Source organism: Streptomyces sp. NPDC008317 (genome assembly GCF_042955955.1).
In the GTDB taxonomy this organism is placed as follows: domain Bacteria; phylum Actinomycetota; class Actinomycetes; order Streptomycetales; family Streptomycetaceae; genus Actinacidiphila.
Genome location: NZ_JBIBFQ010000010.1, coordinates 223,801 through 249,815 on the forward strand (window position 1 = coordinate 223,801; position 26,015 = coordinate 249,815).

General features: G+C 74.4%; 24 protein-coding genes. 12 read left to right on the forward strand and 12 right to left on the reverse strand.

Annotation, left to right across the window (positions count from 1 at the left end; genetic code table 11):
• Nucleotides 1–227: 227 nt before the first annotated feature.
• From ACFY9V_RS29625 to alc, 3 genes are all read left to right on the forward strand, one after another.
• Nucleotides 228–1,280: a cupin domain-containing protein gene (locus tag ACFY9V_RS29625; RefSeq protein ID WP_391163704.1), complete on the forward strand. Its 1,053-nt coding sequence runs from the start codon at nucleotides 228–230 to the stop codon at nucleotides 1,278–1,280.
• A gap of 125 nt (nucleotides 1,281–1,405) precedes the next feature.
• On the forward strand, nucleotides 1,406–2,329 hold the full coding sequence (locus tag ACFY9V_RS29630) for a LysR substrate-binding domain-containing protein (RefSeq protein ID WP_355339283.1): 924 nt from the start codon (nucleotides 1,406–1,408) through the stop codon (nucleotides 2,327–2,329).
• A gap of 59 nt (nucleotides 2,330–2,388) precedes the next feature.
• Nucleotides 2,389–3,618, forward strand: a complete 1,230-nt coding sequence (gene alc / locus ACFY9V_RS29635) for an allantoicase (RefSeq protein WP_391163705.1) — start codon at nucleotides 2,389–2,391, stop codon at nucleotides 3,616–3,618.
• Between the two features lie 73 nt (nucleotides 3,619–3,691).
• Here the strand turns inward: alc and ACFY9V_RS29640 are convergent, their stop codons facing one another.
• Genes ACFY9V_RS29640 through ACFY9V_RS29655 form a run of 4 tightly spaced genes read right to left on the reverse strand, consistent with a single transcriptional unit; the run spans nucleotide 3,692 to nucleotide 6,801 of the window.
• Nucleotides 3,692–4,807 carry an aminoglycoside phosphotransferase gene (locus tag ACFY9V_RS29640; RefSeq protein ID WP_391163707.1) on the reverse strand — a complete coding sequence of 372 codons (1,116 nt, stop codon included), beginning with the start codon at nucleotides 4,805–4,807 and terminating at the stop codon, nucleotides 3,692–3,694.
• A 5-nt stretch (nucleotides 4,808–4,812) separates the two neighbouring features.
• A complete protein-coding gene (locus ACFY9V_RS29645) occupies nucleotides 4,813–5,238 on the reverse strand; it encodes an ankyrin repeat domain-containing protein (protein ID WP_355339292.1) in 426 nt (141 codons plus the stop codon).
• 9 nt (nucleotides 5,239–5,247) lie between these two features.
• On the reverse strand, nucleotides 5,248–5,967 hold the full coding sequence (locus ACFY9V_RS29650; protein ID WP_391163708.1) for a hypothetical protein: 720 nt from the start codon (nucleotides 5,965–5,967) through the stop codon (nucleotides 5,248–5,250).
• A 33-nt stretch (nucleotides 5,968–6,000) separates the two neighbouring features.
• A complete protein-coding gene (locus tag ACFY9V_RS29655; RefSeq protein WP_391051331.1) occupies nucleotides 6,001–6,801 on the reverse strand; it encodes a maleylpyruvate isomerase family mycothiol-dependent enzyme in 801 nt (266 codons plus the stop codon).
• 286 nt (nucleotides 6,802–7,087) lie between these two features.
• On the opposite strand from ACFY9V_RS29655, the gene ACFY9V_RS29660 reads away from it, so the two are divergent.
• Nucleotides 7,088–9,139 carry a DUF5107 domain-containing protein gene (locus ACFY9V_RS29660; protein ID WP_391163709.1) on the forward strand — a complete coding sequence of 684 codons (2,052 nt, stop codon included), beginning with the start codon at nucleotides 7,088–7,090 and terminating at the stop codon, nucleotides 9,137–9,139.
• 60 nt (nucleotides 9,140–9,199) lie between these two features.
• Here the strand turns inward: ACFY9V_RS29660 and ACFY9V_RS29665 are convergent, their stop codons facing one another.
• A complete protein-coding gene (locus ACFY9V_RS29665; RefSeq protein WP_391163710.1) occupies nucleotides 9,200–10,195 on the reverse strand; it encodes a 2-dehydropantoate 2-reductase N-terminal domain-containing protein in 996 nt (331 codons plus the stop codon).
• Nucleotides 10,196–10,342: 147 nt separating this feature from the next.
• Between ACFY9V_RS29665 and ACFY9V_RS29670 the strand changes: the two genes are divergently transcribed.
• Nucleotides 10,343–11,413, forward strand: a complete 1,071-nt coding sequence (locus ACFY9V_RS29670; protein ID WP_391163711.1) for an RNA ligase (ATP) — start codon at nucleotides 10,343–10,345, stop codon at nucleotides 11,411–11,413.
• Between the two features lie 105 nt (nucleotides 11,414–11,518).
• Here the strand turns inward: ACFY9V_RS29670 and ACFY9V_RS29675 are convergent, their stop codons facing one another.
• Nucleotides 11,519–12,157 carry a GNAT family N-acetyltransferase gene (locus tag ACFY9V_RS29675; protein ID WP_391051339.1) on the reverse strand — a complete coding sequence of 213 codons (639 nt, stop codon included), beginning with the start codon at nucleotides 12,155–12,157 and terminating at the stop codon, nucleotides 11,519–11,521.
• A 138-nt stretch (nucleotides 12,158–12,295) separates the two neighbouring features.
• Between ACFY9V_RS29675 and ACFY9V_RS29680 the strand changes: the two genes are divergently transcribed.
• Nucleotides 12,296–12,727, forward strand: a complete 432-nt coding sequence (locus tag ACFY9V_RS29680; RefSeq protein WP_355339313.1) for an SseB family protein — start codon at nucleotides 12,296–12,298, stop codon at nucleotides 12,725–12,727.
• Between the two features lie 78 nt (nucleotides 12,728–12,805).
• Here ACFY9V_RS29680 and ACFY9V_RS29685 read toward each other — a convergent pair whose 3' ends face one another.
• The gene (locus tag ACFY9V_RS29685; RefSeq protein ID WP_355339316.1) at nucleotides 12,806–14,272 is read right to left on the reverse strand and encodes a phosphatase PAP2 family protein; all 1,467 of its coding nucleotides are present in this window, start codon (nucleotides 14,270–14,272) and stop codon (nucleotides 12,806–12,808) included.
• Nucleotides 14,273–14,472: 200 nt separating this feature from the next.
• Between ACFY9V_RS29685 and ACFY9V_RS29690 the strand changes: the two genes are divergently transcribed.
• The 3 genes from ACFY9V_RS29690 to ACFY9V_RS29700 all read left to right on the forward strand — a co-directional run bounded on the left by ACFY9V_RS29690 (nucleotide 14,473) and on the right by ACFY9V_RS29700 (nucleotide 17,847).
• The gene (locus ACFY9V_RS29690) at nucleotides 14,473–15,099 is read left to right on the forward strand and encodes an HAD-IA family hydrolase (RefSeq protein WP_391163770.1); all 627 of its coding nucleotides are present in this window, start codon (nucleotides 14,473–14,475) and stop codon (nucleotides 15,097–15,099) included.
• Nucleotides 15,100–15,262: 163 nt separating this feature from the next.
• The gene (locus ACFY9V_RS29695) at nucleotides 15,263–16,558 is read left to right on the forward strand and encodes an aminotransferase class I/II-fold pyridoxal phosphate-dependent enzyme (RefSeq protein ID WP_391163713.1); all 1,296 of its coding nucleotides are present in this window, start codon (nucleotides 15,263–15,265) and stop codon (nucleotides 16,556–16,558) included.
• A gap of 272 nt (nucleotides 16,559–16,830) precedes the next feature.
• Nucleotides 16,831–17,847, forward strand: a complete 1,017-nt coding sequence (locus ACFY9V_RS29700) for an MBL fold metallo-hydrolase (RefSeq protein ID WP_355339322.1) — start codon at nucleotides 16,831–16,833, stop codon at nucleotides 17,845–17,847.
• A gap of 89 nt (nucleotides 17,848–17,936) precedes the next feature.
• Here the strand turns inward: ACFY9V_RS29700 and ACFY9V_RS29705 are convergent, their stop codons facing one another.
• Together ACFY9V_RS29705 and ACFY9V_RS29710 are read right to left on the reverse strand one after the other, a co-directional pair.
• Nucleotides 17,937–18,563 (reverse strand): VTT domain-containing protein, encoded by a 627-nt coding sequence (locus ACFY9V_RS29705; protein ID WP_391163714.1) that lies wholly within the window; start codon nucleotides 18,561–18,563, stop codon nucleotides 17,937–17,939.
• Nucleotides 18,560–19,366 carry an MBL fold metallo-hydrolase gene (locus ACFY9V_RS29710; protein ID WP_391163716.1) on the reverse strand — a complete coding sequence of 269 codons (807 nt, stop codon included), beginning with the start codon at nucleotides 19,364–19,366 and terminating at the stop codon, nucleotides 18,560–18,562. The genes ACFY9V_RS29705 and ACFY9V_RS29710 overlap by 4 nt, the downstream gene beginning before the upstream one ends.
• Before the next feature lie 275 nt (nucleotides 19,367–19,641).
• Between ACFY9V_RS29710 and ACFY9V_RS29715 the strand changes: the two genes are divergently transcribed.
• Nucleotides 19,642–21,741, forward strand: a complete 2,100-nt coding sequence (locus tag ACFY9V_RS29715; protein ID WP_391163771.1) for an alkaline phosphatase family protein — start codon at nucleotides 19,642–19,644, stop codon at nucleotides 21,739–21,741.
• Nucleotides 21,742–21,763: 22 nt separating this feature from the next.
• On the opposite strand, the gene ACFY9V_RS29720 is transcribed toward ACFY9V_RS29715, so the two are convergent.
• Together ACFY9V_RS29720 and ACFY9V_RS29725 are read right to left on the reverse strand one after the other, a co-directional pair.
• Entirely contained in the window at nucleotides 21,764–22,528 is a 765-nt protein-coding gene (locus ACFY9V_RS29720) for an SDR family oxidoreductase (RefSeq protein WP_355339331.1), read from the reverse strand.
• Nucleotides 22,529–22,605: 77 nt separating this feature from the next.
• Nucleotides 22,606–23,187 (reverse strand): TetR family transcriptional regulator, encoded by a 582-nt coding sequence (locus tag ACFY9V_RS29725; RefSeq protein WP_391163718.1) that lies wholly within the window; start codon nucleotides 23,185–23,187, stop codon nucleotides 22,606–22,608.
• A gap of 98 nt (nucleotides 23,188–23,285) precedes the next feature.
• On the opposite strand from ACFY9V_RS29725, the gene ACFY9V_RS29730 reads away from it, so the two are divergent.
• The gene (locus ACFY9V_RS29730) at nucleotides 23,286–24,008 is read left to right on the forward strand and encodes a Clp protease N-terminal domain-containing protein (protein ID WP_355339337.1); all 723 of its coding nucleotides are present in this window, start codon (nucleotides 23,286–23,288) and stop codon (nucleotides 24,006–24,008) included.
• 56 nt (nucleotides 24,009–24,064) lie between these two features.
• On the opposite strand, the gene ACFY9V_RS29735 is transcribed toward ACFY9V_RS29730, so the two are convergent.
• Nucleotides 24,065–24,796, reverse strand: a complete 732-nt coding sequence (locus tag ACFY9V_RS29735) for a methyltransferase domain-containing protein (RefSeq protein WP_391163720.1) — start codon at nucleotides 24,794–24,796, stop codon at nucleotides 24,065–24,067.
• Nucleotides 24,797–25,260: 464 nt separating this feature from the next.
• Between ACFY9V_RS29735 and ACFY9V_RS29740 the strand changes: the two genes are divergently transcribed.
• Entirely contained in the window at nucleotides 25,261–26,004 is a 744-nt protein-coding gene (locus ACFY9V_RS29740) for an SLATT domain-containing protein (protein WP_391163721.1), read from the forward strand.
• The last annotated feature ends 11 nt before the right edge of the window (nucleotides 26,005–26,015 follow it).

Genomic DNA, 26,015 nt, shown 5'->3' on the forward strand with positions numbered 1-26,015 from the left:
GGCTGAGGCGGCGGCGTACCGTACGGCCACGCCGCGTAATGCTGCTGGTGCGGAGCCTGTTGAGGTGGCTGCTGAGGTGGCTGTCGAGGTGCCCGCTGAGGTGTCCGGTCGCGGGGCGCGGTATGCGCGTTCGGTGTCATGGCCTCAGTGAAACGGCGGCGAGGGCGGCGGGACCATCGTCGAAAAGCTCACCCCCATGCGCGGGCGTCCAGTCCTAGGCTGGGCGCATGGACGCACTGGCGAATCTGCTGGACGGGCCGCGGGCCCGAGGCGCCTTCCTGCTGCGGTCGATCCTCACCCCGCCCTGGTCGCTGCGGATCGAGGACCGGGCGCCGCTGACGCTGGCCCTGATGGTGCGCGGCGACGGCTGGGTGGTGCCGGACAAGGGCGACCCCGTACGGCTGTGCCCCGGTGACATCGCGGTGATCCGGGGCCCGGAGCCGTACACGGTCGCGGACGCGCCGGCCACCGAGCCGCAGATCGTCATCCATCCCGGACAGGTCTCCGCGACCCCGCAGGGCGTCGAGTTGTGCGAGGAGATGGACCTGGGGGTCAGGACGTGGGGTGATGTGCCGCCCGAGGCGGTGGGTACGGTCGGCGCGGCGGGACCGGTGCGGTCCGTGTCGGGAGCCGTCGGCGTCGGCGCAGGTCAGAGGGGTGCCGGGACCGCCGAGGACTCCGTGGTGATGATCACCGGGACGTATCAGATGCGCGGCGAGATCAGCCAGCGGCTGCTCTCCGCCCTGCCGCACGTCCTGGTCATGCCGGGCGACGCCTGGGCCAGCCCGCTGCCCGCACTGCTCTGCGAGGAGATCGTCAGGGACGAGCCGGGGCAGGAGGTCGTCCTCGACCGGCTCCTCGACCTGCTGCTGATCGCGGTGCTGCGCGCCTGGTTCTCCCGCCCGGAGGCCGGCGCGCCCGCCTGGTACGTCGCCCAGAGCGACCCGGTCGTCGGCCCCGCGCTGCGCCTGCTGCACGACGACCCCGCGCACCCGTGGACGGTCGCGGCGCTGGCCGCCAGGACCGGCGTCTCCCGCGCCGCCCTCGGCCGCCGCTTCACCGATCTCGTCGGCGAACCGCCCATGTCGTACCTGACCAACTGGCGGCTCTCCCTCGCCGCCGACCTGCTGCGCGAGCCGGACGCCACCATTGGCGCCGTGGCCCGCAAGGTGGGATACGGCAGCCCCTTCGCGCTCAGCGCCGCCTTCAAGCGCGTCCGCGGCATCAGCCCGCAGCAGCACCGCGAGGGTGTGGTGGCGGAGGGGAGCGCGGCGTCCTGATCCGTCCGGCGGACTCAAGGGGGCCTTCGGGGGGGGGGCGTACGGGCGCCTCGTACGAATCCTGCGTCCCGCGCACCGTTCGGTTTGAGCCGGGGTATCGGGCCGGAATTGTTTAGGCTGGCTGCATGAAGGACTGGGATCTCCGCAAGCTGCAAATCCTCCGCGCGCTGCGCGACACCGGTACGGTCACGGCCGCCGCGGGCGCGCTGCGGATGACCCCGTCGGCCGTCTCGCAGCAACTGGCCGCGCTCTCCAAGCAGATCGGCACGCCGGTGTTGGAGGCGCGCGGTCGCGGCGTACGGCTGACCGGCGCCGCGCACGTCCTGCTCAGACACGCCGAGGTCGTCTTCGCGCAGCTCGAACGCGCGGGCGCCGAGCTCGACGGGTACGCACAGGGCGAGGTCGGCGTCGTGAAGGTCGGCGCCATCGCCACGTCCATCACGCGCCTGGTGGTGCCCGCCGCCCGGCTGCTGCGCCGCGACGCGCCCGGCATCACCTTGTCGGTGCGCGAGGCGGAGGCCGCCGAGGTGTACGAGGAGCTGGCCGCCGGAGACGTGGATCTCGCGTTGTCGCTGGCTGTGGACGCGCCGACGGCCCGCGACACGCGCTTCGTGATCGCCCCGCTGCTCACCGACCCGCTGGACATCGCGCTGCCCGCGACGCATCCGCTGGCCGCCGCGCCGGGGCTGCGACTGGCCCAGCTCGCCGAGGACCCGTGGATCTTCGGCAGTCGCGGACCGTGGCGCGAGATCACCCTGGCGGCCTGCGCCGAGGCCGGATTCGTGCCGGAGCAGGCGCACGCCGCCGCCGACTGGCCCGCGATCTTCGCCCTGGTCGCGGCCGGAATGGGGATCGCGCTGGTGCCGCGGATGTCCGCGTCCGGCGCCCTGACCCAGGACTTGGCGGTACGGCCGCTGGACGTGGACCGGCCGCGGCGCCGGATCGTGGGCGCGGTGCGCGGCGGCTCGCAGGACGCCCCGCTGCTGCGGCGGACGCTGGGGGCGCTGCGGCGGGCCGCGGAGCTGGACCCGACCATGCAGTTGGACTGAACAATGGCTTCAGTAAGTTTCGATGGACGTGAAGGGTCGGGTCGGCCGAGAGTAGAGACATGACGACGACAGAGACGCATGAGACGACGGCAGCGGGATCGGCGCCGGGGACGGCACCGGCGGGGGGAACGGCTGGGGGAGCGGCGGCAGGCGCGGCGGCCGGAACCGGGGCCGGCACTTTCACGGACCTGACCTCCTTCACGGGTGACGCGCTTCCTTACGGCGGCGGCAACCCCTTCGCGGACTACCGCCGCGTGGAGCTTCCCTTCGCGGGACTCGCGGACCTGGCCGACCGCAGGCTGGGCGCGGGGGTGGTCGCCGCCAATGACGAGTTCTTCGCCGAGCGGGAGAATCTGCTGGTGGCCGGGCCCGCGGTCTTCGACCCCGAGCGCTTCGGGCACAAGGGCAAGATCATGGACGGCTGGGAGACGCGGCGCAGGCGGGGGGCGTCCGCGCAGGTCCCGCACCCCGATCCGGCCGACCACGACTGGGCGCTGATACGGCTGGGGGCGCCGGGCGTGATCCGCGGCCTGGTGATCGACACCGCGCACTTCCGGGGCAATTACCCGCAGGCGGTGTCGGTGGAGGCCACCGCGCACTCGATGTCGGCGGCGCCCGAGGATCTGCTCGACCCGGCGGTGGAGTGGACCGAGCTGGTCCCGCGCACGGCGGTCGGCGGGCACGCGGAGAACGCGTTCGCGGTGCATGTGGAGCGGCGCTTCACCCACCTGCGCCTGCGGCAGCACCCCGACGGGGGGATCGCCCGGCTGCGGGTCTACGGCGAGGTGGCGCCCGACCCGGGGTGGCTGGCCGAACTGGGCACCTTCGACCTGGTGGCGCTGGAGAACGGCGGCACAGTGGAGGACGCCTCCGACCGCTTCTACTCCCCGCCCGAGCACACCATCCTGCCCGGCCGCTCCCGGAAGATGGACGACGGCTGGGAGACCCGCCGCCGCCGTGACACCGGGAACGACTGGATCCAGTACCGGCTCGTGGACCAGGGCGTGATCCGCGCCATCGAGATCGACACGGCCTATCTCAAGGGCAACGCGGCGGGCTGGGCGACGCTGTCGGTCCGCGACGGGGAGGACGGCGAGTGGATCCCGCTGCTGCCGCGGGTCAAGCTCCAGCCGGACAGCGTGCACCGCTTCCTGGTCAACCCGATACCGGCCACCCACGTCCGGATCGAGATCTTCCCCGACGGCGGCATATCCCGGCTGCGGCTGCACGGCTCGCTGACCGAGCGCGGCGCGACCAGCCTGGCCGAGCGGACGGAAGCCATCAGCTAGCGCGAGGCCGACATCGGACAGGCCCCCGTGGGGGAGGGGGTCCCGTTCGTCAGGGTCTTCTGCGGGAGGGTCCTCAGCGGGCGGGGCTGAGGATCTGTTCCGACCAGGAGACCAGGTGCTCGAAGAGGTCGGTCCTGCGGCGGAGTACGGCCAGGGGGTCGTAGTCCACGTCGTAGGCGGCGGAGCCGACCCGGCCGCCGACGGCGAGGCGGGTGAGCATCAAAGGGGCGAGCCAGCAGTATTTGGCGGCGCCCGCGGCGGCCACCGAGCGGCGCAGCTCGTCCTCGCCCAGGGCGGCCCCGGCATCGCGGGCACCGGCCAGATAGCCCTCGATGACGGCGGCGGAGATCTCCGGCAGCAACTCCCCTGGTATCAGGCCGTCGGCGACGCAGTCCGGGATGAGGTTGGCGATGTCCTCGCCCACGGCGCCTTCCCCGACGAAGGCCCAGTCGAGCAGGACGGTACGGCCGCCGGCCGGTCGGGCGGCCGGGGCGCCGGGGGAGTGCGCGGGGGAGTCGTCCTGGGCGATCAGGTTGAGCGGCCAGACATCCAGGTGGCACAGGGTGCGGGGGCCGGACTCGGCGGCGGCGAGCAGGGTGTCGCGCTGCTCCCACATACGGCGCAGGCCGGTGCGCAGGGCGGCGGGCCAGACGGCGGCGGCGTCGGGCAGGTCCCAGGGGAGTTCAGCGGGCAGGGACTTGCTCTCCACGTACTGGCGGAGCCAGCCCCGGGAGAGCCAGGGCTCCGCAGGGAGCCGCCCGGTCCAGCGGGCCTGTGCGAAACCGAGGCCATGGGCGAAGGCGGCCAGGCGCTCCACCGGCCACTGTGAGCCGGGCACCCCGGTGACGTCCTCCAGCCACAGGGCGAAGGAGCCGTCCGCCCGCTCGTCCGCGGCGAGCAGGCGGGGGCCGTCGATCCCGGCGTCGGCGAAGACGGTCGCGGTCAGGCCGTCGCGGTAGGCGAGCGGCTCACGGCGCCAGTGGTTCCAGTGCCGCGGCTCGGGGCTGGTCTGCCAACTGCCCGAGCCCTTGGGGACGCACACCTTGAGGACCGCGCTGCCGTCGGGGCCGGTCACCCGCCAGATGCCGTCGGTGGCCTGGTTGTCCTGATTGTGGGTGAGCTCGGTGTAGGACCAGGTGGGTGCCGCACCGCCGAGGGCCGAGGCCACGCAGGAGGGGACGAGCGTCACGGGGGTCACTGGGCGCCGAAGAGCTTCAGCAACTCGTCCTTGCCGAACATCCGGGCCGTGTCGACCGCGGACGGCACGCCCGCGGCCGGGTCGGCGCCGCCGTCGACCAGGGCGGTGATGACGTCCTGCTCGCCCTTGAAGACGGCGCCGGCCAACGGGGTCTGGCCCCGGTCGTTGGCACGGTCCGGCTCCGCGCCGCGGGCCAGCAGCGCCCGCACGGTCTGCCCGTGACCGTGGTAGGCGGCGAGCATCAGCAGGGTGTCACCGCGGTCGTTGGTGAGATTCGCGGGGACTCCCGCGTCGATGTAGGCGGCCAGTTTGTCGGTGTCGCCCTGCCGGGCGAGGTCGAAGACCTGGGCGGCGAGCTGAAGCAGCTCGGGGTCGTGAGCGGGCTCGCTCTCGGCGGCGGGATCGGGCGTCGGCTCGGTCATGATCCCAGCCTACGCAGCGGGGCACTGTCCGTTGAAGAAGGAGATCACCACGCGTCGCGGCGCGCCCTGGCCGACCTGGACGTCCACCGGGACGCAGGCGTGGCCGTCACCGGCGACGAAGAAGCCGCCGATGAAGACGACGGGCTGGGCCGGGCAGGCGTCGAAGGTGATCGCGGGGGCCGGGGTGGACCCGAAGGCACGGCCGTACTCCAGTCCGGCCTTGGCCCGCTGCTCGGCGCCGATGGTCAAGGTGACCGTCGACCCGGTCCGTATGGAGGCGGCGACCTTGTAATGCCAGCCGTCGGAGTTGTGGTAGCCGTGGCCGGTCTGGTCGCCGTCCGCCAGGGCGCGCAGACCGGTCCAGGTGAGGGGACCCACCGTTACATCGTTCTTCGCGGTGGCCGGTGCGGCGGAAGACGAAGCGGAAGCATCGGAAGAAGAGGAAGTAGAGGAAGGGGAGGTGGGTGCGATGGTGGTCGAACCAGTGGATCTCGCGGGGCTGTTGCCCGTGGTCACCTCGGTGGCGGAGCCGCCGGGCGAGCGCACGGCTTCGACGCACGCCACCGGGCGGGGGTGCTCGATGCTGCCGACCGGGGGCGGTGCCTCGATGGTGACGCGGGCGGAGTCGGTGACGACGGGGCGGTGCGTGGAACCGCCCGAGGAGCAGGCGGACAGCAGGGCGATCACCCCTAACGCCACACCGGACGCTCGTATCCCGCGACCAGACATGCGCATCACTCCCTCACGCAGGACGGTACGTGGTCAGCCGAGCGGCGGCCAGACCACCAACTGCCGTACCAGCGCGGGGTCTCCGGTCAGCCGCAGCGCGTCGGCCCCGTCCCAGGGGGCCCTGCGGTACAGCGCCAGCAGCAGATCGCTGGCGGGGCCGGAGAGGGTGGCACCGGGCTCCGGGCCGTCGCCGGGTCCGCCGCGGACCGCCGAGGCACCGGTGGTGTCGAGGATCAGGGTCCAGGCCGGGCCCTCGTCGGCGACCAGCGCGACACGGGCCGGTGCGTGCGGCCAGCCGTCCATCGAGCCGAAGCCGACGTGCAGGAATTCATCCAGGGCGTCGGCGGCGAGGGCGGGCGGCAGCGGTTCGGTGACCCCCGCGGCCTCCTGCGCGTCGCGGGCGTGGACGGCCGCCTCCTGGACCTGGTGGCGGGCGACGGAGCCCGAGGTTGCCGCGTTGCCCGACTCCGCCCACCAGGTCCAACAGCCGGTGTCGGGACCGGCCGCCCGCAGGGCGTCGAGCAGCAGCACCGTCGAGGCCGCCGACCAGGACGGCAGGTCGTCCCCCGGCATGCGGTCGCCGAGCACCCCGTCCGACGGCGGCCGGACGGCGGGGCCCGCGGCGACCGTCGCCGCCCAGAAGCGCTGCACCTGGCCGACATGCGTCAGCAGATCCCGGACGGTCCAGTCGGGGCAGCCCGGAATCCGGGCCTCGACGGGTGCGGCCCGCGCGGCCTCGCGCAGGACCGCGGACCGCTCCTCGATGAGTTCGAGCCAGTCGGTGAACCGGAGTTCGGGCGAGGCCGGCGTCTGCGAGGAGCGCGAAGTCGTCATGGCCACCGTTGTAGCAGCGACCACCGACAATGCCCCCGGTCCGGCGGCCGGGACAGCCCGCGGGCTCCCTGTCCGGTGCGGTGCGCGGAAGATCGAGAAGGCCGCGCCCGGCCGGTCCCGCGGCCGAATTTATGGCCGGATTTCTGACCGATTCCACAGGTTTTGCCCAACCCTGACCACGGCGGGCTCTGTTCACCGCGACGGGAAACCTGTTCCATGGTCATCAGACGGCCGCCGCGACCGAAGGCGGCCACGTGTGCCAGAAGAGGTGGCCTTGCCTACGACCGTGCGGCGTACCGCTGTGAGCATTCCGGCCGCGGCCCTCGGCCCGGAGAACCCGCTGCCCGCATTGCGCCCGCTCGACGAGCTGCACCGGCTGGACCTCAAGGACCGCGAGGGACTGCCCGCCGACATGGCCAGGCAGCTCGGCTACGCGCCGCTGCGCTCGGTGCTGCCGGTTCGCGTCCTCGACGGCTACGGCCGGGACCGCGCCCCGGCCGCCCTCGACGCACTCGTCATCGAGAACGACCGCATCCGCGCCACCGTGCTGCCCGGCCTCGGCGGCAGGCTGTACTCGCTGGTCCACAAGGCGACCGGACGTGAACTGCTCTACCGCAACCCGGTGTTCCAGCCCGCCGCGTTCGCGCTGGCCGGTGCCTGGTTCTCCGGCGGCGTGGAGTGGAATCTCGGCGCCACCGGCCACGCCGCCCACACCTGCGCCCCGCTGCACGCCGCCCGCGTCCCCGCCCCGGACGGCGGCGAGATGCTGCGCCTGTGGGAGTGGGAGCGGCTGCGCGACCTGCCCTTCCAGATCGACATGTGGCTGCCCGCCGACTCCGACTTCCTCTACGTCGGCATCCGGGTCCGCAATCCGCACGAGCGCACCGTGCCCGCCTACTGGTGGTCCAACATCGCCGTTCCCGAGACCGACCGCACCCGGGTGCTCGCCCCCGCCGACGCCGCCTGGCACTTCGGCTACAGCCGCACCCTCAGCCATGTGCCGGTCCCCGCGCCCGAGGGCGCCACCGACATCACGTACACCACCCGCTCCGAGCACGCCGCCGACTATTTCTTCGACGTGGCCGACACCGACCGCCGCTGGATCACCGCGCTCGACGGCGAAGGACACGGCCTCGTCCAGACCTCCACCGACCTGCTGCGCGGACGCAAGCTCTTCCTGTGGGGCCACGGCCGCGGCGGGCGGCGCTGGCAGGAGTGGCTGACCGAGCCCGGCACCGGCGGCTACCTGGAGATCCAGGCAGGTCTCGCCAGGACACAGCTCGAACACATCCCCATGGCCGCGGATTCGGAATTCTCCTGGCTGGAGGCGTACGGACCGCTCGCCGCCGACCCCGCGCTCGTGCACGGCGACGACTGGTCCGCCGCGCGCGCCGAGGCCGGGGGACGACTCGAGGCCGCACTCCCGCGCGCCACCGTCGACGCCGCCTACACCGCGTGGCTGGCGCACGCCGACACCGACCCCAAGGACCTGCTCGCCACCGGCTCCGGCTGGGGCGCCCTCGAAAGCGAGCGCGGCCACTTCCACCTGCCCGGCACCCCGTTCCCCGCCACCACGCTCGGCGACCCGCAGAAGCCCTGGCTGGAACTGCTGCTCGCCGGGATCTTCCCGAGACCCGCCGCCGACGCGCCGCCGGGACCCGCGCTCGTCTCCCCGGAGTGGCGCGAACTGCTGGAGTCCGCCGACACCTATCCCGGCAACGAGTGGTTCCGCGACTACTACCTCGGCATCGCCCAGTGGGCCGCGGGCGACCGCGCGCAGGCCGTGCGCAGTTGGGAACGGTCGGTCGCCGCCCACCCCTCGCCGTGGGGCCTGCGCGCCCTGGCCGTCGCCGAGGCCGACGCGGGCCAGACCGACCGCGCCGCCGACCGCTACCTGGCCGCGTACGACAGCCTGCGCGAGACGTTCACCGCGCTCCCGGACCGCCCGGACGTCCGGCGCGCCCTGATCGTCGAGGCCGTGCCCGTCCTGCTCGCCGCGGGCCGCGCCGCCGACGCCGAACGCGTCCTCGCCGATCCGGACCAGGCCCCGGAGGGCGACCGGCACGGCCCCGACTGCGGGCGGCTTCGGCTGCTGCGCGCGCAGACCGCGCTCGCCCGCGGCCAAGTCGCCGAGGCCCGCGCGCTGTTCGACGAGGGCTTCGTCGTGGAGGATCTGTACGAGGGCGCCGAGGCGCTGACCGACACCTGGTACGCCATAGCCGAGCGCCTTGTCGCGGGCGACGGCCCCGTCACCGACGACATCAGGACCCGCGCGCGGGCGGAACACCCGCTGCCCGCCGCGTACGACTTCCGGATGCGGCCGGAGACGGTGCCGTAGGGAGCGGGCGGTCCCGGGCGCACAGCCACTGCGGCCGACGTCCGTTGGCCGTCGCGCCGCCTACGCCCGGCTCGCGGCGACCAGCGCCGCCGTCTCGTCCGCCGTCAGGTCACCGGGGCGGCGGCCGTCGCGGGCAAAGGAGTTGGCGGTACGGCGCAGCGCCTCGTTGACGGGCGTCGGCACGCCGAAGCGGCGGCCCAGCAGCACGATCTCGCCGTTGAGGTAGTCGGCCTCGATGGAGCCGGTGCCCCGGGTGAGGCTCTGCCAGGACGAACCGCCGCCGCGCTCACCGCCGTTGACGGGCAGCAGCTCCACCCGGTCGCCGCGCACGCGGGCCTGCTCCTCCTGGCTGACGTGCGTGACACCGGCCGCGTCCAGCACCGCGACTCCTTCCGCGCGGGCCCGTTGATACACCTCGAACAGCGGCCCCTCACCGATCGGACCGGACACCGCCTCCAGGGAGTTGCCCAGATTCGAGAGCAATTTGCCGTACTTCCACGCCATCACGTCCTGCGAGACCGGCGCCGCGAAGCCCGAGCCCTCAAGGTCGGCGGCGATCCGCCGCGTCGTGTCGTCCGCGCCCGACGGATAGCGGCCCAAGGTCAGAATCCCGGACAGCGGCGCACCCGGCGCCTGCACGACACCCGGCTCCAGGTGGGAGGCCGGCAGCCAGACGCACATCCCGTGCACGTTCGGGAAGCGGCGCAGCGCCAGCCGCTCGTTCTCGACCCCGTTCTGCGCGCACACCACGGCGGGACCGGCACCGTCCGACCCGACCCCGTACCCGTCCCACCGCGTCAGCACCGACGCCGTGTCCTGCGTCTTGACGCCCAGCACCAGCACGTCGTCGGGCCGCGCCCGCAGCGCCTCCGGCCCGTCCGCGACGGGCACGGGCAACGTCAGCGTGCGGTCCGGCAGTTCGAGCCGCAGCCCCCGCTCGCGCAGCGCGTCGAGATGCCCGCCGCGCGCCACCAGGACGACCTCGTGACCGCCGTCGAACAGCCGCCCGCCGATCGTGCCGCCGACCGCTCCCGCTCCGATGATGATGTATCGCACACCGAGAGACTCGCACACGCCCGCCCCGGTCCCTCCACCGCACCGCGCCGAAAACCGGTGGCCGGGCGCCCGCGCCCCCCGCCACAGTGATCGTCGGGGAGAACACCCGACCACCACCATCCGACCACCACATACGGGGGGACCGTCATGTCCACATTGCGCGTGACCGCGGAGCGGCTCACCATCCTCGACCACCCCAACGCCGACGCGCTCGAACTGGCGCAGGTCGGCCTCTACCGCGCCGTGGTCGCCAAAGGTGCCTACCGCAGCGGCGACTTCGCCGTCTACATCCCCGAACAGGCCGTGCTGCCCGAGCCGTTGATCACGGAGCTGGGCCTGACCGGCAGGCTGGCCGGAAGCGCCGCGAACCGCGTCAGGGCGGTCCGGCTGCGCGGCGAGCTGTCGCAGGGCATCGTCTGCCGCCCGGCCGCGCTCGACGGTACGGACCTGGAGCGGGCCGCCGCCGGGGGAGCGGACTTCGCCGAACGGCTCGGCATCGTCAAATGGGTGCCTCCGGTGCCGGTGTCGATGAGCGGCGACGTGGAGTCGGCGCCCGACCTGCTGCCCTGGATCGACATCGAGAACCTCAAGCGCTATCCGGACATCTTCGCGCCGGGCGACCCGGTCACCGTCACCGAGAAGCTGCACGGCACGGCCTGCTGCCTCACCTACTACGCGGACAGCGGCGCCGTGCACGTCACGTCCAAGGGCCTCGGCGGACAGCGCCTCGCCCTCACCGAGACCGACCGCAATCTCTACTGGCGCGCCGTCCTCGGCCACGGCCTGCCCGCCGTCGCGGCCCGGCTCGCCGAGCGGCTGGGCGCCGACCGGATCGGCGTCTACGGCGAGGTGTACGGCAGCGGTGTGCAGGATCTCGGCTACGGCGCCGACGCCCGCGCGCAGGGCGCGCCCGGTTACGCGGCGTTCGACGTGTGCGCGGACATCGGCGGGCGGGTGCGCTGGCTGGACGCCTTCGCGCTGCTGGCGGGCGAAGTGCCGCTGGTGCCCAAGCTGTTCGAGGGCCCCTTCGACCAGGAGGCGGTGCTGGCGCTGGCCCAGGGCACGGAGACGGTCTCCGGCCGCGGCCTGCACCTGCGCGAGGGCGTCGTGGTGCGCACGGCCGACGACCGCTACAGCGACGTGCTCGGCGGCCGGGCCATCGCCAAGGTCGTCAGCGACGCCTACCTGACCCGCAAAGGCGGCACGGAGTACGAGTGAGACCGGCCCCCGCGAGACCGCCGACCGCGTGACCGCCAGCCGCCGACCGTGGGCCGACGCGCTTCCCCGAACAGCGTCGGCCCACGGTCGGCCCACCCCGGACCGTCAGCCCGCCCCGACCCGTCCGGCCCCCGCCTCCGCGCCGCCCTCCAGCCGCGCCCGCAACCGCCGCTTCGCCTCCGGCCACTCCTCGGCCAGCATCGAGAAGAAGACGCTGTCGCGCCACGTCACACCGTCCGAGCGCAGCCGGTGGCGGCGCCAGACCCCCTCGCGGACCGCGCCGAGCCGCGCGATGGCCCGCTGCGACCTGATGTTGAGATGATCCGTCTTCCAGCAGATCCGCCCCATGCCCAGCTCCTCGAAGGCATGGCCCATCAGCAGCAGCTTGGCCTCGGTGTTGACCGGGGTCCGCCAATGGGCGCGGCCGTACCAGGTCCAGCCGATCTCCAGCCGCTCGTCCCTGGCGCTCACGTCGTGGTACGTCGTCCAGCCGACGGCCCGGCCGCCCGCCCGCTCCACGACGGCGAAGGCGAGACCGCCCGCGGCCTCCGCGTCGGCGGCGACCCGTACCGCGAGATCGCGCAGCTCGTCCTCGGTGCGCGGCGGCTCCACCGGCAGCCAGCGCCACACCTCCTCGTCACCGCCGCCCGCGGCGAACAGATCGGGCACATGGCCGGGAGCGAGCGGTTCGAGGCGGACGAAACGGCCTTCGAGCACCGTGTGAGCGGGGGTTCTGGCAACCATGGACGCACCGTAACCAGCGGCCAGCGGGTCCTGGCAACGCGATTTCACCTCGTGGACCGCATGCTCTCGGCTCAGCCGGGTACGTGCGGGGGATCCGAGCACCGTTGACGCCAGAAGCGGCGAGAGGAACCAGAAGCGATGACCGACATCACCCCCGACGGCCTCGACCCGGACAGCGGCCTGCCCCCGGCGCAGCGCGCGCTGCGCGAGATCGCCCACGGCAGCGAGAACGTCGTCGCCCTCAGCACGCTCGCGGTCAGCGAAGTCCTGCTGCCGGTGCCGGGCGTGGACGAGGACCCCAACGGCGGCGAGCCTCCCCGGCAGATCCAGCTCCCGGTGTACGAACAGGAGGACGGCCGCCAGCTCGTGCCCGTCTTCACCTCCGAGACCCGGATGGCCGAAGCGCTGCCGACGACCAGTCGCTACCGGCTGGTCCAGCTCGCCGTGCTCAGCGGCGCCTGGCCCTCCGACGAACTGATCCTGTCCATCGACACCGGCAGCCCCGACTCGCTGAGCATCTCGGGCGAAGGCGTCCGCGCCCTGGCCGGGCTGGTCGGCGGCCAGAACTGACCGCCGCCCGCGTCGTCAACCCCGCCCCAGCCGCCTGAGGCGGCTCCGAGCAGGCCCCGGCACGCCCCGCGCCCCCGGTCAGCCCCGGTACACCACCAGCCCGCCGGGCACCTTGTCGAGCAGCAGCTCACCGGGCGCGGGTGCCACCTCACCGTCGTAGGCGAGGTGGACGCCCTCGCCGGGCAGCCGCAGCCGCAGCCGCCGTACGGTCGCCGACGTGTACACCGGCGACCGGGTCAGCACCCCGGTGAGGGCCGCGCCCAGCAGCCGGGTACGGGCGAAGGGCCCGCCGTCCACGATGCGCACGTCCAGCACGCCGTCGTTGAGGTCGCGGCGGCGCACCGGGGCGAGCCCGACGCTGGAGTAGCGGCAGTTCCCCGCGAAGATCAGCCACACCGAGCGCGGCCGTCCGTTCACCTCGATGTCCACCGGCTCGCAGGTCCGCAGGACGTGCACGGCGGCCAGCACACTGGCGGGCCAGCTCCCCACCCGCCGCGACCAGCGCTCCCGTACCCGTACCAGCTCCGGGTACGACCCGATGCTGAAGGTGTTGAGGAAGGGCGCCGACTCGCTGTACGGCGAGTCCAGGCTGGTGTGCCGGGCCACGTCCACATTGGCCGCCCGGCCCGCCGCGACCGCCTTCGCGGTGTCCTCGACGGTCTCCAGGCCGAGGTCGAGCGCGAAGTGGTTACGGGTGCCGCCGGGGAAGACCGCCAGCGGCAGCCGGTGGCGCAGGGCGACGGCCGTGGCCAGGCACACCGTGCCGTCACCGCCGCACACCCCGAGCGCGCCGCCCTGCTCCACGGCCGTGCGCGCCGCCTTCTCCAGCATCTCCAGCAGGTCGTCGTCCTCGGTGCACTCACCGACCGACGCCTCGGGCAGCGCGGCGGCGATCCGGTCTACGGGCGCCGACAGCAGCGGCGGCGGCCCCGACGCGGAGTTCACCACCACGTGCAGCCCGCGGCCCTCGGGCAGCGACGGCACCTGCGCGTCGGCGCCCGGCTCCGGCTTTCCCGGAGCGGGCGGCACCAGGGCGCGTACGACGGCGGCGGCGCCAAGGCCCAGGGCCGCGCCCGCCACCACGTCACTCGGATAGTGCACTCCGGTGTAGATCCGTGAGAAGGCCACGCTCGCGGCGAGCGGCGCGATCACCAGGCCCCAGCGCGGCGACTCGATCGCCATGCCCGCGGCGAAGGCGGCGGCCGAGGCCGCGTGGCCCGAGGGGAACGACGAGGTGATCGGCTGGCGGTGCAGCCGCCGTATGACCGGGACGGTGTCGAGTATCGGCCGCGACCGCCGTACCGCGCCCTTGCCCGCGGTGTTGACCGTCAGCGACGCCAGCGCCAGCGAGCCCAGTCCGCGCGCCGCCGCCCGGCGTCCGGTCCTGCCGCCGGTGGCCGCGACGCCCGCGGCGACGGCGAACCACAGCCGGCCGTGGTTCGCGGCACTGCTCAGCCGGGGCAGCACCGGCTCCGCGCCCGGCCAGTGGCGCTCCGCCACCTCGGCGAACAGCGCCTTGTCCCAGTTCTTCCAGGGATACGTCATGCGGGCCGGTTACCCACGCCTGGCCGCGGCACACCGCCTGATCAAGGCCGTTGCCGTTCCGTCACGGACGGCCGCCCGCGTATCCGCCGGTACCGCACCCGCGCCGCCGCCCCCGTGTCCGCCGTCCACCGGCGCCGCCGCTGTAGTCTCACCGGGTGAACGAAGCTCACCCGCACACCCCTTGGCCAGAGCCGGAACTCGTGATCTTCGACTGCGACGGTGTGCTGGTCGACAGCGAGAAGATCGCGGTGAAGGTGGACGCGTTCGTGCTCGCCGCGGTCGGCTGGCCGCTGAGCGAGGCCGAGATCGTGGAACGGTTCGTGGGCCGCTCCTACCGCGACATGACCACCGCCATCGAGAAACGCCTGGGCCGCTCCCTGCCCGAGGACTGGGACGCCCCCTACCGGCACCTCTACCAGGAGGCGTTCGACGCCGACCTGACCGAGGTCGACGGCATCACGCAGGCCCTGGACGCGCTCACCCTGCCGAGCTGCGTCGCGTCGAGCACCAGCCACGAGGGACTGCGCCACACGCTTGGCCTCACCGGGCTCTACGAGCGTTTCGAGGGCCGGATCTTCAGCGCGAGCGAGGTCGAGCACGGCAAGCCCGCCCCCGACCTCTTCCTGCACGCGGCCCGCAGCCTCGGCGTCGAGCCCGCGCGCTGCGTGGTCGTCGAGGACAGCCGGTACGGGGTGGCCGCCGCCCGCGCGGCGGGCATGCGCGCGTACGGCTACTGCGGCGGACTCACCCCCGCGGGCTGGCTCGAAGGCCCCGGCACGACGGTCTTCGACGACATGCGCGACCTGCCCGCACTGCTGCTGCGCTGAACGCGGGTCGCGCCTCCTCCTCCTCACCCGCGCGCTCGGCCGTCGGCCGCCCCACCGGCCGTTCCGTCGGATGCGGACCGCGCCGTTGCGTCGGATGCGGACCGCGCCGCCGCGGGAGAAAGTGGGCCCCAGGGGTGCCCACCTACACAGCGGAGGTAACCGGATGCGGCTCGGCCCGCGGTACGACCTGCGACCCGACTCGGGACTGCCGCTGCCCGCGTACTGGCGGGAACGGACCGCCGACGCCCGGCCCGGCGCCGAGGTCCCGGGCGGCGGCCCGCGGCTGCTCGACGCCGCCTGCGGCTACTGGGCCCGGCGCGGCCTGCCCTGCCGCGCGGACCACGTGCTCGCCGCGCCCGGCGCGGAGCCGCTGCTCTTCGCGCTGCTCGCCGCCGTCGACGGCGACCCGGTGCTGGCCCGCCCCGCCCCCGCGTGGCAGGCCCCGGTGGCCCGGCTGCTCGGCCGTCGGGTGCACACCGCGCCCACCCCGCCCGAGGGCGGCGTGCCCGACCCCTTCGCGCTGCTGGAGACCGTACGGCGGGCGCGCGCCGCCGGCGCCGACCCGCGGCTGCTGGTGCTGTCCGCCGCCGACGACCCGACCGGCACCGTCACCGCGCCCGAGCTGCTGCACGAGACGTGCGAGGCCGCGGCGGAGGCGGGGCTGCTGATCGTCTCCGACGAGACGTACTCCGACACGCTCCACCACCGCGACACGGTGCTGCTCAGCCCGGCCGAGATGCTGCCCGACCACACCGTCGTCCTGGCCGACCTGGGCGCCACGCTGGTCCCGGCCGCGGTGCCCGCCGCGCTCGCCCGCTTCCCCGCCACCGCCCACGGCGCGGCCTGGCGGGAGCGGGCCCTCGACGTACTCGCCGCGCTGCGCGCCGTGCTGCCCGCGCCGGTCGCCGCCGCCACCGGATACGTCCTCACCGAGCCCGCGGAGGTCACCGACCGCACCGCCGCGGCCAACCGGCTGCACGCGCGTACCGCCGCTGCCGCCTTCCGCGCGATCACCGGCGCGGGGGCGACCTGCCGTCCGCCGCGCGCCGGTTTCCAGCTCTATCCGACGCTGCCCGCGCCCGGCCTGGACGCCGCCGCGCTGGAGGAGCGGCTGACCGTGGCCCTCGGCTACCCCGTACTCGGCGGCCACCGCTTCGGCGACGACCCGGACGAGCCGCGCGTGCGGATCAGCACGGGGCACCTGCACGGCGCCACCGAGGACGAGCGGCGGGTCGCGCTGGCCGCGCCCGACCCGCTCGCCGTCCCGCATGTCGTCGCCGCGCTGGCCGCGTTGGCCGTCGCCGTCAGCGGCCACGCCACCGGGTACCCGGAGGGCGGGTCGGGCCCCGCGGGCGGGGCGGTCGGTGAATGCGCGGGCATCGGCGAATCCGCGGGCATCGGTGAATCCGCCGACATCGGCGAATCGGCGGACACCGGATCGCGGGGGCGTGGGACCTGACCTATTTTTTGGGTAGGTCGATGAACGATGATCGGGGATCCGGTGGGTGCGAGCGGTGTTCGGGACGGCCGGGCGGGCCACACGCGCCTCGCCCACCCTCCCCACACCCTGTGCCGCGGCCACGGGTCCTGCCGGTCCCGTCGGGCTTCCCGGCCCGGCCGGAACCGCCGGGGCCGCCGCCCCGGCTCGAACCGCCGGGGCCGCCGCCCCGGCCCGCTGTTGCCCGGCGAGTGTCGCCGACGGCGCCGAGACCGTGACGGATGGGAGTCCCGATGACCGATCAGAGCGAGCGCACCCTCGCCGAGAGCGAGAGCACCCTCGCCGGTCCGCGTCCGCTGGGCGAGTTGAGGACCTGGCCCAAGTCGTTCGCCGACCGGCTGACGGACCCGCTGCCGGGGCTGCGCGACGTCCTGCGCTCGGTACGGGAACGCAGCATGCGCCCGCCGGCCGCCGCGCTCGCGCAGGTGCCGTCGCTGCCGGTCGAGCAGGGACCGCTGCCCGCGACGACGGCGGGCACGGTCAGCCTCACCTGGGTGGGACACGCGAGCTGGGTGATCGGCATCGGCGGGCTGACCGTGCTCACCGACCCCGTGTGGTCCCGCCGGATCCCCGGCACCCCGGCCAGAGTCACCCCGGTGGGCGTGCCCTGGGAGACGCTGCCCCCCGTGGACGCCGTCGTCATCAGCCACAACCACTACGACCACCTCGACGCGCCGACGCTGAAGCGGCTGCCGCGCGACACCGCGCTGTTCGTGCCCGCGGGCCTGGCCGCCTGGTGCCGCCGCCGAGGCTTCACGCGGGTCACCGAACTCGACTGGTGGGAGGCGGCGGAACTGGGCGGTGTCCGCTTCGACTTCGTCCCCGCGCACCACTGGAGCAAGCGCACGCTCACCGACACCTGCCGCTCGCTGTGGGGCGGCTGGGTGCTGACCGACGGCTCGGGGCGGCGCGTCTACTTCGCCGGGGACACCGGCTACGGCCACTGGTTCCGCGAGATCGGCCGCGCCCACCCCGGCATCGACCTCGCGCTGCTGCCGATCGGCGCCTACTCGCCGCGCTGGATGCTCAGCACCGTGCACACCGACCCGGAAGAGGCCGTACGCGCCTGCCTCGACGTGGGCGCGACCGCGATGGCGCCCATGCACTGGGCGACGTTCCTGCTCTCCGCCGAGCCGCCGCTGGAACCGCTCACCCGGCTGCACGCCGCGTGGGCCGCGACCGGCCGCCCCCGCGACGACCTGTGGGACCTGCCGATCGGCGGCTCACGGGTGCTGTCCGGCACGCCGTGAGGGCACGCCACGCCGAGGCACGGCACGCCGTGAGGGCAAGCCCGGCGGCCTGATCGCGGGACGGGCCGCCCCCGCTTGCGGCGCGCGGCCTACTTGCGGCGCAGCCGCCGCACGACCATGGGCCCCGCCGCGAAGGCGAACGTCAGCCCCACCGCGAGCGCCACCCCCTGCCACGGCTCGGGGAACAGCGACCCGCCCAGGATGCCGACCAGTTGATACGCCGCCGCCCACACCAGACAGGCCGGGATGTCGCCGCGGACGAACCGCCGCAGCGACATCTCGCCCAGCAGGCACGCCACCATCACCGGGATACGGCCCGCCGGGATCAGCCGGGACAGCACCAGGACGGCCGCGCCGTGCGCGTCCAGCCGGTTCTGCGCCTTCTCCAGCGTCGTGTTGTCCACCCGGTCCTGGAGCCGGTGCAGCCAGCGCGAGCCGTTGCGGGACCGCACCCCGCGCAGGCCGAGCCAGTACAGCGCCACGTCCCCGAGGAAGGCGGCGAAGGACGACACGAGGAACACCCCGAGCAGCGCGAGCGGGGGTTGCGACTGGTGGAAGGCGACGACGGCCGCGCTGGAGACCACCGCGCCGGTCGGCACCACCGGCACCAGCGAGCCGAGCGACACCAGCAAAAACAGCGACGGATAACCTATGGCCTGCTGCGTGGTCTCGGACGCGGGGGAATTGGCGGCGGCCGACGCCAGGAAACCGATCACCCGCGGCTCTCCCGCCCGGCGTCCTCGACCAGCACCGACTGCCCGTGGTCGAGCCGGTGCACCGACACCCGCGGGGCCAGCCGGGCGGCGATCCGCACGAACTCCTCGCCGGGCGTGTGGAATTCGTGCGGCCGTACCGCGTCCATGCCGATCGGCCAGAATGTGCCGTAGTGCACCGGCACCGCGGCTCGCGGCGCCAGATCGGCCAGCACCCGCGCGGCCCGCGCCGCGTCCAGATGCCCGTGCCCGAGGAAGGGGCCCCAGCCGCCGACCGGCAGCAGCGCCACGTCGCAGGGGCCGACCGCGTCGGCCAGCCCGTCGAACAGCCCGGTGTCCCCGGCGAAGTACGTGCGCGCGGCCCCCTCCATCACATAGCCGAGCGCGGGGGAGCGCTCAGGCCCGTACGGCAGCCGCCGTCCGTCGTGCGCGGCGGGCACCGCCCTGACCGTCAGCTCCCCGCCGTCCGCGCCGCGTACCAGGAGCGAGTCGCCCGCGCCGACCTCCACCAGCCGCAGCCGGTCACGCAGCCGCCGCAGCCCCGGCACCGCGGCGACCGCGCCGCGCGGCAGGACCACGGTGGTGCCCGTCGCCAGCCGCCGCACCGAGTCCAGGTGCAGGTGGTCGGCGTGCAGATGAGAGATGAGTACGGCGTCGGCCGCGGTCGCCGACGCGGGCGGTACGGCGCCGCGCCGCCTGCGCAGATGGGCGAGCCGCCGGGTGAACAGCGGGTCGGTGAGCACCCGTACCCCGGAGTCCCGCACGGTCACCGTGGCATGGCCCCACCACGTGATCTCCACCGCCACCGCGCCCGTCCTTTCCCGGCATCCGTCCAGGGCGCCCGTATCGCACACACGCGTCGCACCTCCCCGGTCAGGGGACTCGTACCGTGCCCGCGCACACCCTCGCAGGCCCGAGCGTATGCCCTGCCGAGGGCCGGGCCCGGCGCGCGGCCCGACGGGGCGCCGGGACGCGGCGGGCGGTATGGCACTGTGGAGGTGTGCCGCAGCCTGCGAAGAGACGGGAACGGGCCGTCGGCCGGAGCGTGGTGAGGGCCGTCGGCCGGGTGCTCGCTGTGTGGATGGTCTCCAGCGCGACCCTGGCCGTACTCGCCTGGGTGCTCCCCGACTTCCGCCTCGAGGCTCCCAACGGCGACAGCCCCACCCAGATCGCGGTGACCTCGGCGATCGGCGCGGGCGCCTTCGGCGTACTGAGCGCGCTCGTGTGGCCGCTGCTGGTCCGCGCCCTGCTGCTGGTGCCCGCGCTCGTGCTCGGCGCCCTGGTCTTCTTCCTCAACGGCTCGCTGCTGCTCGTCGCCCTGCGCTTCACCCCCGACGGCCGCGGCCAGGTCGCCCCGGCCACCGCCGTGGTGATCGCCGCCGTGATGTCCGCGACGTCCTCCGCCACCAGCACCGCCCTCGCGGTACGGGACGACGCCGCGTACGGCCGCAGGCTCGCCCGGCTCGCGGGCCGCAGAACCCGCGCGAGCGACCCGCCGCTGCCGACCACGCCCGGCACGGTCTTCCTGCAACTCGACGGCGTGGGCCACGACGTGCTGCGCGACGCCCTCACCGCCGCGCCGCCCGCGATGCCGACCCTGGCCGGCTGGCTCGGCACCACCCACCGGCTCACCCCGTGGCGCACCGACTGGAGCAGCCAGACCGGCGCGAGCCAGCTCGCCATCCTGCACGGCACGAACCACGACGTGCCCGCCTTCCGCTGGTTCGAGAAGGAGACCGGCCAGCTGATGGTCTGCAACCGGCCCTCCAGCGCCGCGGAACTGGAGCGCCGCGCGGTGGCCCGTACCGGCTTTCGCGGCCTGCTCGCCGAGGACGGCGCCAGCCGCGGCAATCTGTTCACCGGCGGCGCGGAACAGTCCGCGCTGGTGATGTCGGTGGCGGCCCGCCGCGACAAGTTCAGCCGCTCCAGATCCGGCTACTTCGCCTACTTCTCCGACCCGGCGAACGCGGTGCGCACCGCCTGGTCGTTCAGCGCCGAGGTGTGCCGCGAGATCGGGGAGTCGACGGCGTCGCGGCTGCGCAGGGACCGGCCCCGGATCAAGCGCGGCGGCCTCTACCCGCTGCTGCGCGCCTTCGCCACCGTCGTGGAACGGGACGTGGCCGTGGCCGCCGTCATCGGCGACATGCTGGCCGGAAGGACCGCCGTCTACGCGGACCTCGTGGCGTACGACGAGGTCGCCCACCACTCGGGCCCGCGCAGCAAGGACGCGCGCAAGGTGCTGGGCCGGCTCGACCGCTCGGTGGCGCTGATCGCCGACGCCTCGCGGTACGCGCCCCGGCCGTACCGCATCGTCCTGCTGTCCGACCACGGGCAGAGCGAGGGCGAGACCTTCGAGAGCGCGTACGGGGTGACCTTCCGCGAACTGGTGCGGGCCGGTTGCGGGCTGGCCGGGACCGAACGGCAGGCCAGGCGGCGGGCGGCGCGCGGCGCCGAGGCGCGGGCGGCGGCCCGCACCGCGCTGCGCCGCCCCGAGCAGGAGCGGCGGGCGCAGGAGGAGGCCGAGTGCGCGGGGCCCGCGTCGCAGCCGGTCGTGCTGGCCTCGGGCAACCTCGGGCTCGTCGCCTTCCCCGAGATCGAGGGGCGGGCCACGCTGGAGGAGATCGACCGCCGCTCGCCCGCGCTCCTCGACGCGCTCACCGGGCACCCCGGTATCGGCTTCGTGCTCGTGCACAGCGCCGAGCGCGGTCCGCTCGTGCTGGGCCCCGACGGCTCGCAGCGCGAGCTGGCCACCGGGCGGATCAAGGGCGACGACCCGCTCGCGCCCTTCGGCGAGGGCGCCGCGGACGCCGTGCTGCGGGCGGACGGCTTCCCCCACATCGCCGACCTCATGGTCAACTCCGCCTGCGATCCGCGCTCCGGAGCCGTGCACGCCTTCGAGGAACAGGCCGGTTCCCACGGGGGCCTGGGCGGCCCGCAGAGCCACCCCTTCCTCCTGACCCCCGTCGAACTCCCCGTGCCGCCCGCCCCCCTCGTCGGAGCCGAGGCCCTGCACTCCCTGCTGCGCACATGGCTCACCCCGCCGCGCCCCGCCTCATCCCAGGAGAAGCGGCCCGGCGAGGAGCGATCCCGCGAGGAGCCCATCCACCAGGAACCCACCCACCAGGAACCCATCCACCAGGAACCGGTTCGTGAGGAACCGACCCGCGCGACGACGGCGTGAACCGACCTGACGCCGCCGCCGGTCAGGCCGTGGCGCCGCCGTCGATGACCAGGTCGGTGCCCACGGTGGAGGTGGCCGCGGGGGAGGCGAGGTGGAGGACGGCGGCGGCGATCTCGGCGACGCTGGACGCGCGGCCGAGGGGGATCTGGGCGCGCAGGCGGGCGGCCTTGGCGGCGGGGGTCTCGCCGGGGCGCGAGGACATGGGGGTGTCGACGGCGCCGGGGCTGACGGCGTTGATCCGGACGCCGTCGCCGATGTGGTCGAGGGCGGCGGCGCGGGTGAGGGCGCTGACGGCGGCCTTGGCCGCGGTGTACGCGCCGAGGCCGGGAACGCGGCGGTGGGCGCCGATGTTGGAGGCGACGTTGACGACGGCGCCGCCGCCGTGCGCCCGCATGTAGCCGATCTCGTACTTCATGGAGAGCCACAGCCCGGTCAGGTTGGTGTCGAGGCTGTGCCGCCAGTCGGCCTCGGATATGTCGGCGACCGGGGCGGGAGGGGTGATGACGCCGACGTTGTTCACGGCCACGTCGAGGCCGCCGAAGCGGGCCGTCACGGCGTCGACCAGGCGCTCGACGTCCGGCGCGACGGTGATGTCGGCGGGTACGGCGGCGGCCTCGCCGACACCCTCGGCCGCGATGAGGGCGACCGTCTCCTCAAGGGTCCGCTCACTCCGCCCGGCGACGGCGACGCGGGCGCCCGCACGGGCGAAGGCGAGCGCGACGGCCCGCCCGATACCGCTGCCGCCGCCGGTGACGAGGACGGCCCTGCCGGTGAAGGTGTCGGACATGACGGCTCTCCAGATGCCTTGGGTGCCTACGGGAATGAGAACGATCGGTCGCGAAAAGGGGGCTCGGACCCGTCCGTTCAGTCGAGCAGGGCCAGCGCCTGCGCCGCGGCGTCGCGCGGGCGTTCCGGGTCGCCGCCGGCCTTGCCGACCACGCGGATCCCCTGGAGCAGCACCAGGAGCATGCGGGCCAGCGCCCGCGGGTCCCGCCCGGCGGGCAGCTCGCCCTGGGCGCGGGCCCGCAGCAGCGCCGAGGTCAGCCCGGCCTCCAGCAGGTCCCAGCTCGCCTCCACCCGGCGGGCCGCGGCCCGGTCGTGCGGGGCCAGTTCCACCGCGGTGTTGGTCATGAAGCAGCCGCGCCGCAGTTCGTCGCGCGCGGACTCCTCGGCGAAGCGGGTCACCACCGCCCGTACCCCCGGCAGCGCGGGCCCCGGCTGTGACAACTCCTCCAGCAGCCGCGGATCGCACAGCTCGCCGTAGCGGCGCAGCGCCAGCAGATACAGCTCGTGCTTGCTGCCGAAGGTGGCGTAGACGCTCGCCCGCGCGATGCCCAGCGCCTCGACGAGGTCGGCCATCGACGTGGCCTCGTAACCGCGCCGCCAGAACAGCTCAAGTGCCGCCTGGAGCGCCGTGTCCGGGTCGAATTCCTTGCTCCTCGCCATGCCGATGACCCTAGGGTCAATGAGAACGGTCGGTCAAGAAAGAGCCAATCGTCAACTGAAGGTTGACGATCGAGGAATCGTCAACCTAGAGTTGACGCATGACCCAACACCCGGTACGACTCGACGACCTCATCGACTACGTCAAGGAACAGCACCCCGGCAGCGAACCGCTCGAAGACCTCCAGCACGCGGTGGCCGTCGCCACCCACGTCGGCGAAATCGCCGACCACCTCATCGGCCACTTCGTGGACCAGGCCCGCAGGGCGGGCGCCTCCTGGACCGACATCGGCCAGCACATGGGGGTGAGCAAGCAGGCCGCGCAGAAGCGGTTCGTGCCCAAGGTCCCCGAGGACCTGGAGTATCTGAGCGTGGAGGCGGGCTTCAACCGCTTCACCGCGCGCGCCCGCAAGACCGTCGCCGCCGGACAGGAGGAGGCCCGCGGCGCCAGGCACAGCGCCGTGGCACCCGAGCACCTGGTCCTCGGCCTGCTGGACGAGCCCCACGGCCTCGCCGCCCTGTGCTTCGGCGCCCTCGGCGTCAGCGCGGAAGCCGTCCGCGCCGCCGTTTCCACCCCCGGCACCGAGGAAGAGCCCCTCAAGGGCAACCTCCCGGTCAGCCCCGCCGCCAAGAAGACCCTCCACCTGGCGCTGCGCGAGGCCCTGCGGCTCGGCCACAACTACATCGGCACCGAACACATCCTGCTCGGCGTCCTCAGCGACGACCAGGAACCCGCCGCCAGAGCGCTCGCCGGCCTCGGCGTCACGCACGAGGCGGCGGAGGCGTGGACCCTCGCGAGCCTGGCCGACCTCGCCAAGGAGTGACCGGCACGGCCGCCCGGCGCCGGCCCGGCCCTCCCCGGCCGGTCCGGCGTCGCCCCTCAGCTCTCCTTGCGCAGCGCCAGCAGCCGGTACACCGGGTCGGGGCGCGGCACCTGCTGGCCGGGAAGCAGCGCCAGCCGCCGCACCAGCGCGCCGGCCTGCTCGTCGTCCAGCGCCAGCGCCGACGCGTAGTAGCCGCGCTCCAGATCCCCGGCGGTCCGCTCGGGGGAGCGGCCCTGCCCGTGGCCGGTGAAGCGCGCCTCGCCCGCCCTGCGCAGCCCGTGCTCCGAGGCGACGGCCAGGATCCGCGGGGCCGCGTCGTACGCCTTCCGCACCCGGTACGGCGCCAGCAGTTCGTCCACGTCGCTGTTCATGTCGTGGCCCGAGTCCTTGTCGACCGTCGTCACGAACACCCCGCCGGGCCGCAGTACGCGGGCGCACTCGGCGACCACCGCGGGCGCGTCCGGCAGCAGGTGCAGCAGCCACACCGCGCTCACCGCGTCCAAGGACGCGTCGGCGAAGGGCAGCCGATGGCAGTTGCCCAGCACCACCGACGCGCCGAGGCGCTCGGCGGCCACCTGGGCCATGCCCTCGGAGGAGTCGACGCCGAACACCCGCAGTCCCGGCCGGTCGAGCAGCCCGGTGACCAGACCCGTACCGCAGCCGATGTCCAGCAGTGTGCCCGCGCGTTCGGGCACCAGGGCGAGGATCGCGCGGGCCGCTGACCGGGCCCGCGGCACACCGCCGCGCGTGGCGTCGTAACGCGCCGCCTCCACGTCGTAGTCCAGCATGTGCGAAATGCTAGAGGCCCCAGGTGAACAGGGGTTCACCCGGGACCTTGCGCGCCGGTTACGTGGTGAGGCCAGTGTTACGTCTGGCCGAAGGGTCCGGATCCGGCCCGAGGCGGGTGCCGTTGTCCGGATTCACCGGTTCCGCGCGGCCGGGCCCGACCGGCCCGAGCGCGGCGCGCTCCAGCGCACCGCAGGTGCCGCCGACCGCCCGTCCCCCGCACGGCGCGGACGGGCGCGGCGGGAACCGGACACCGCGATGGCTCGCGCACGCCCTTCGGCCCCACGTCCCGTCAGCGCGCCGCACGTTTCCGTATACGCGTCACACGGCGCCCCTCGGGCTCGGTGGGGGCCCTGCGGGGCTTGTGGGTGCGGAATCCCACGGCTCGGCGGTGAACCCGCCCTGAGAAACGGCGCGTTACCGCGACCGGACGTGACGGCGGCGCGGCAGCCGATAACCTCGCCGGATGACTGAGCTGGACGGCGGCGGTACGCCGACGGGCGCGTCCGGGACCGGGCGGCGGCAACGGCAGGCCCGCGATCTGGGCGGCAGGCCCTTCCCGGACATCGCGGTCGAAGGAGCGGACGGGCAGCGCGAGGCGCTGGCGCGGCTGCGCGCCTGGGCCGAGCAGGAGGCGCAGGACGCCATCGACTGGTACCAGCGCGACAAGCGGCGCAAGCGCACCGCCTCCCGCACGCTCCAGGCGCTGGCCATCGCCCTCGCGGTGGCCGGTACGGCCGTGCCGCTGGCCACCGCGGCGAGCGGCGGCTCCGGGCAGGGCTGGGGATACGTCCTGCTCGCCCTCGCCGCGGGCTGCAAGGGCTTCGACCACTTCTTCGGGCTGTCCGCGGGCTGGATGCGGGACATCACCGTCGCCCACGCGCTCCGCGGCGAGCTGAACGCCGTACGCCTCGAATGGGCCGCCGACGTGCTGCGGGCCGGGCCGGGAGGAGCCGCCGCCCGTACCTCGGGGCCGCTCGAACCGGCCGAGGTCGAGCGCCAGTTGGCCCTCATCGCCCGGCTCGTCACGACGGTGCGCGGCCACGTCGAGTCGGAGACCGTCGACTGGCGTACGGACCTGAGCGCGCGCATCCGGCAGCTCAACGAGGCGGACGGCGGCCTGTCAGGCGCGGCGGTACCGGCCGCACCAGGCGGACCGGCCGCATCCGGGGGACCGGCCGCGTCCGGCGACCGGCAGCCCCTGGCGTAGGTTCAGCCCCT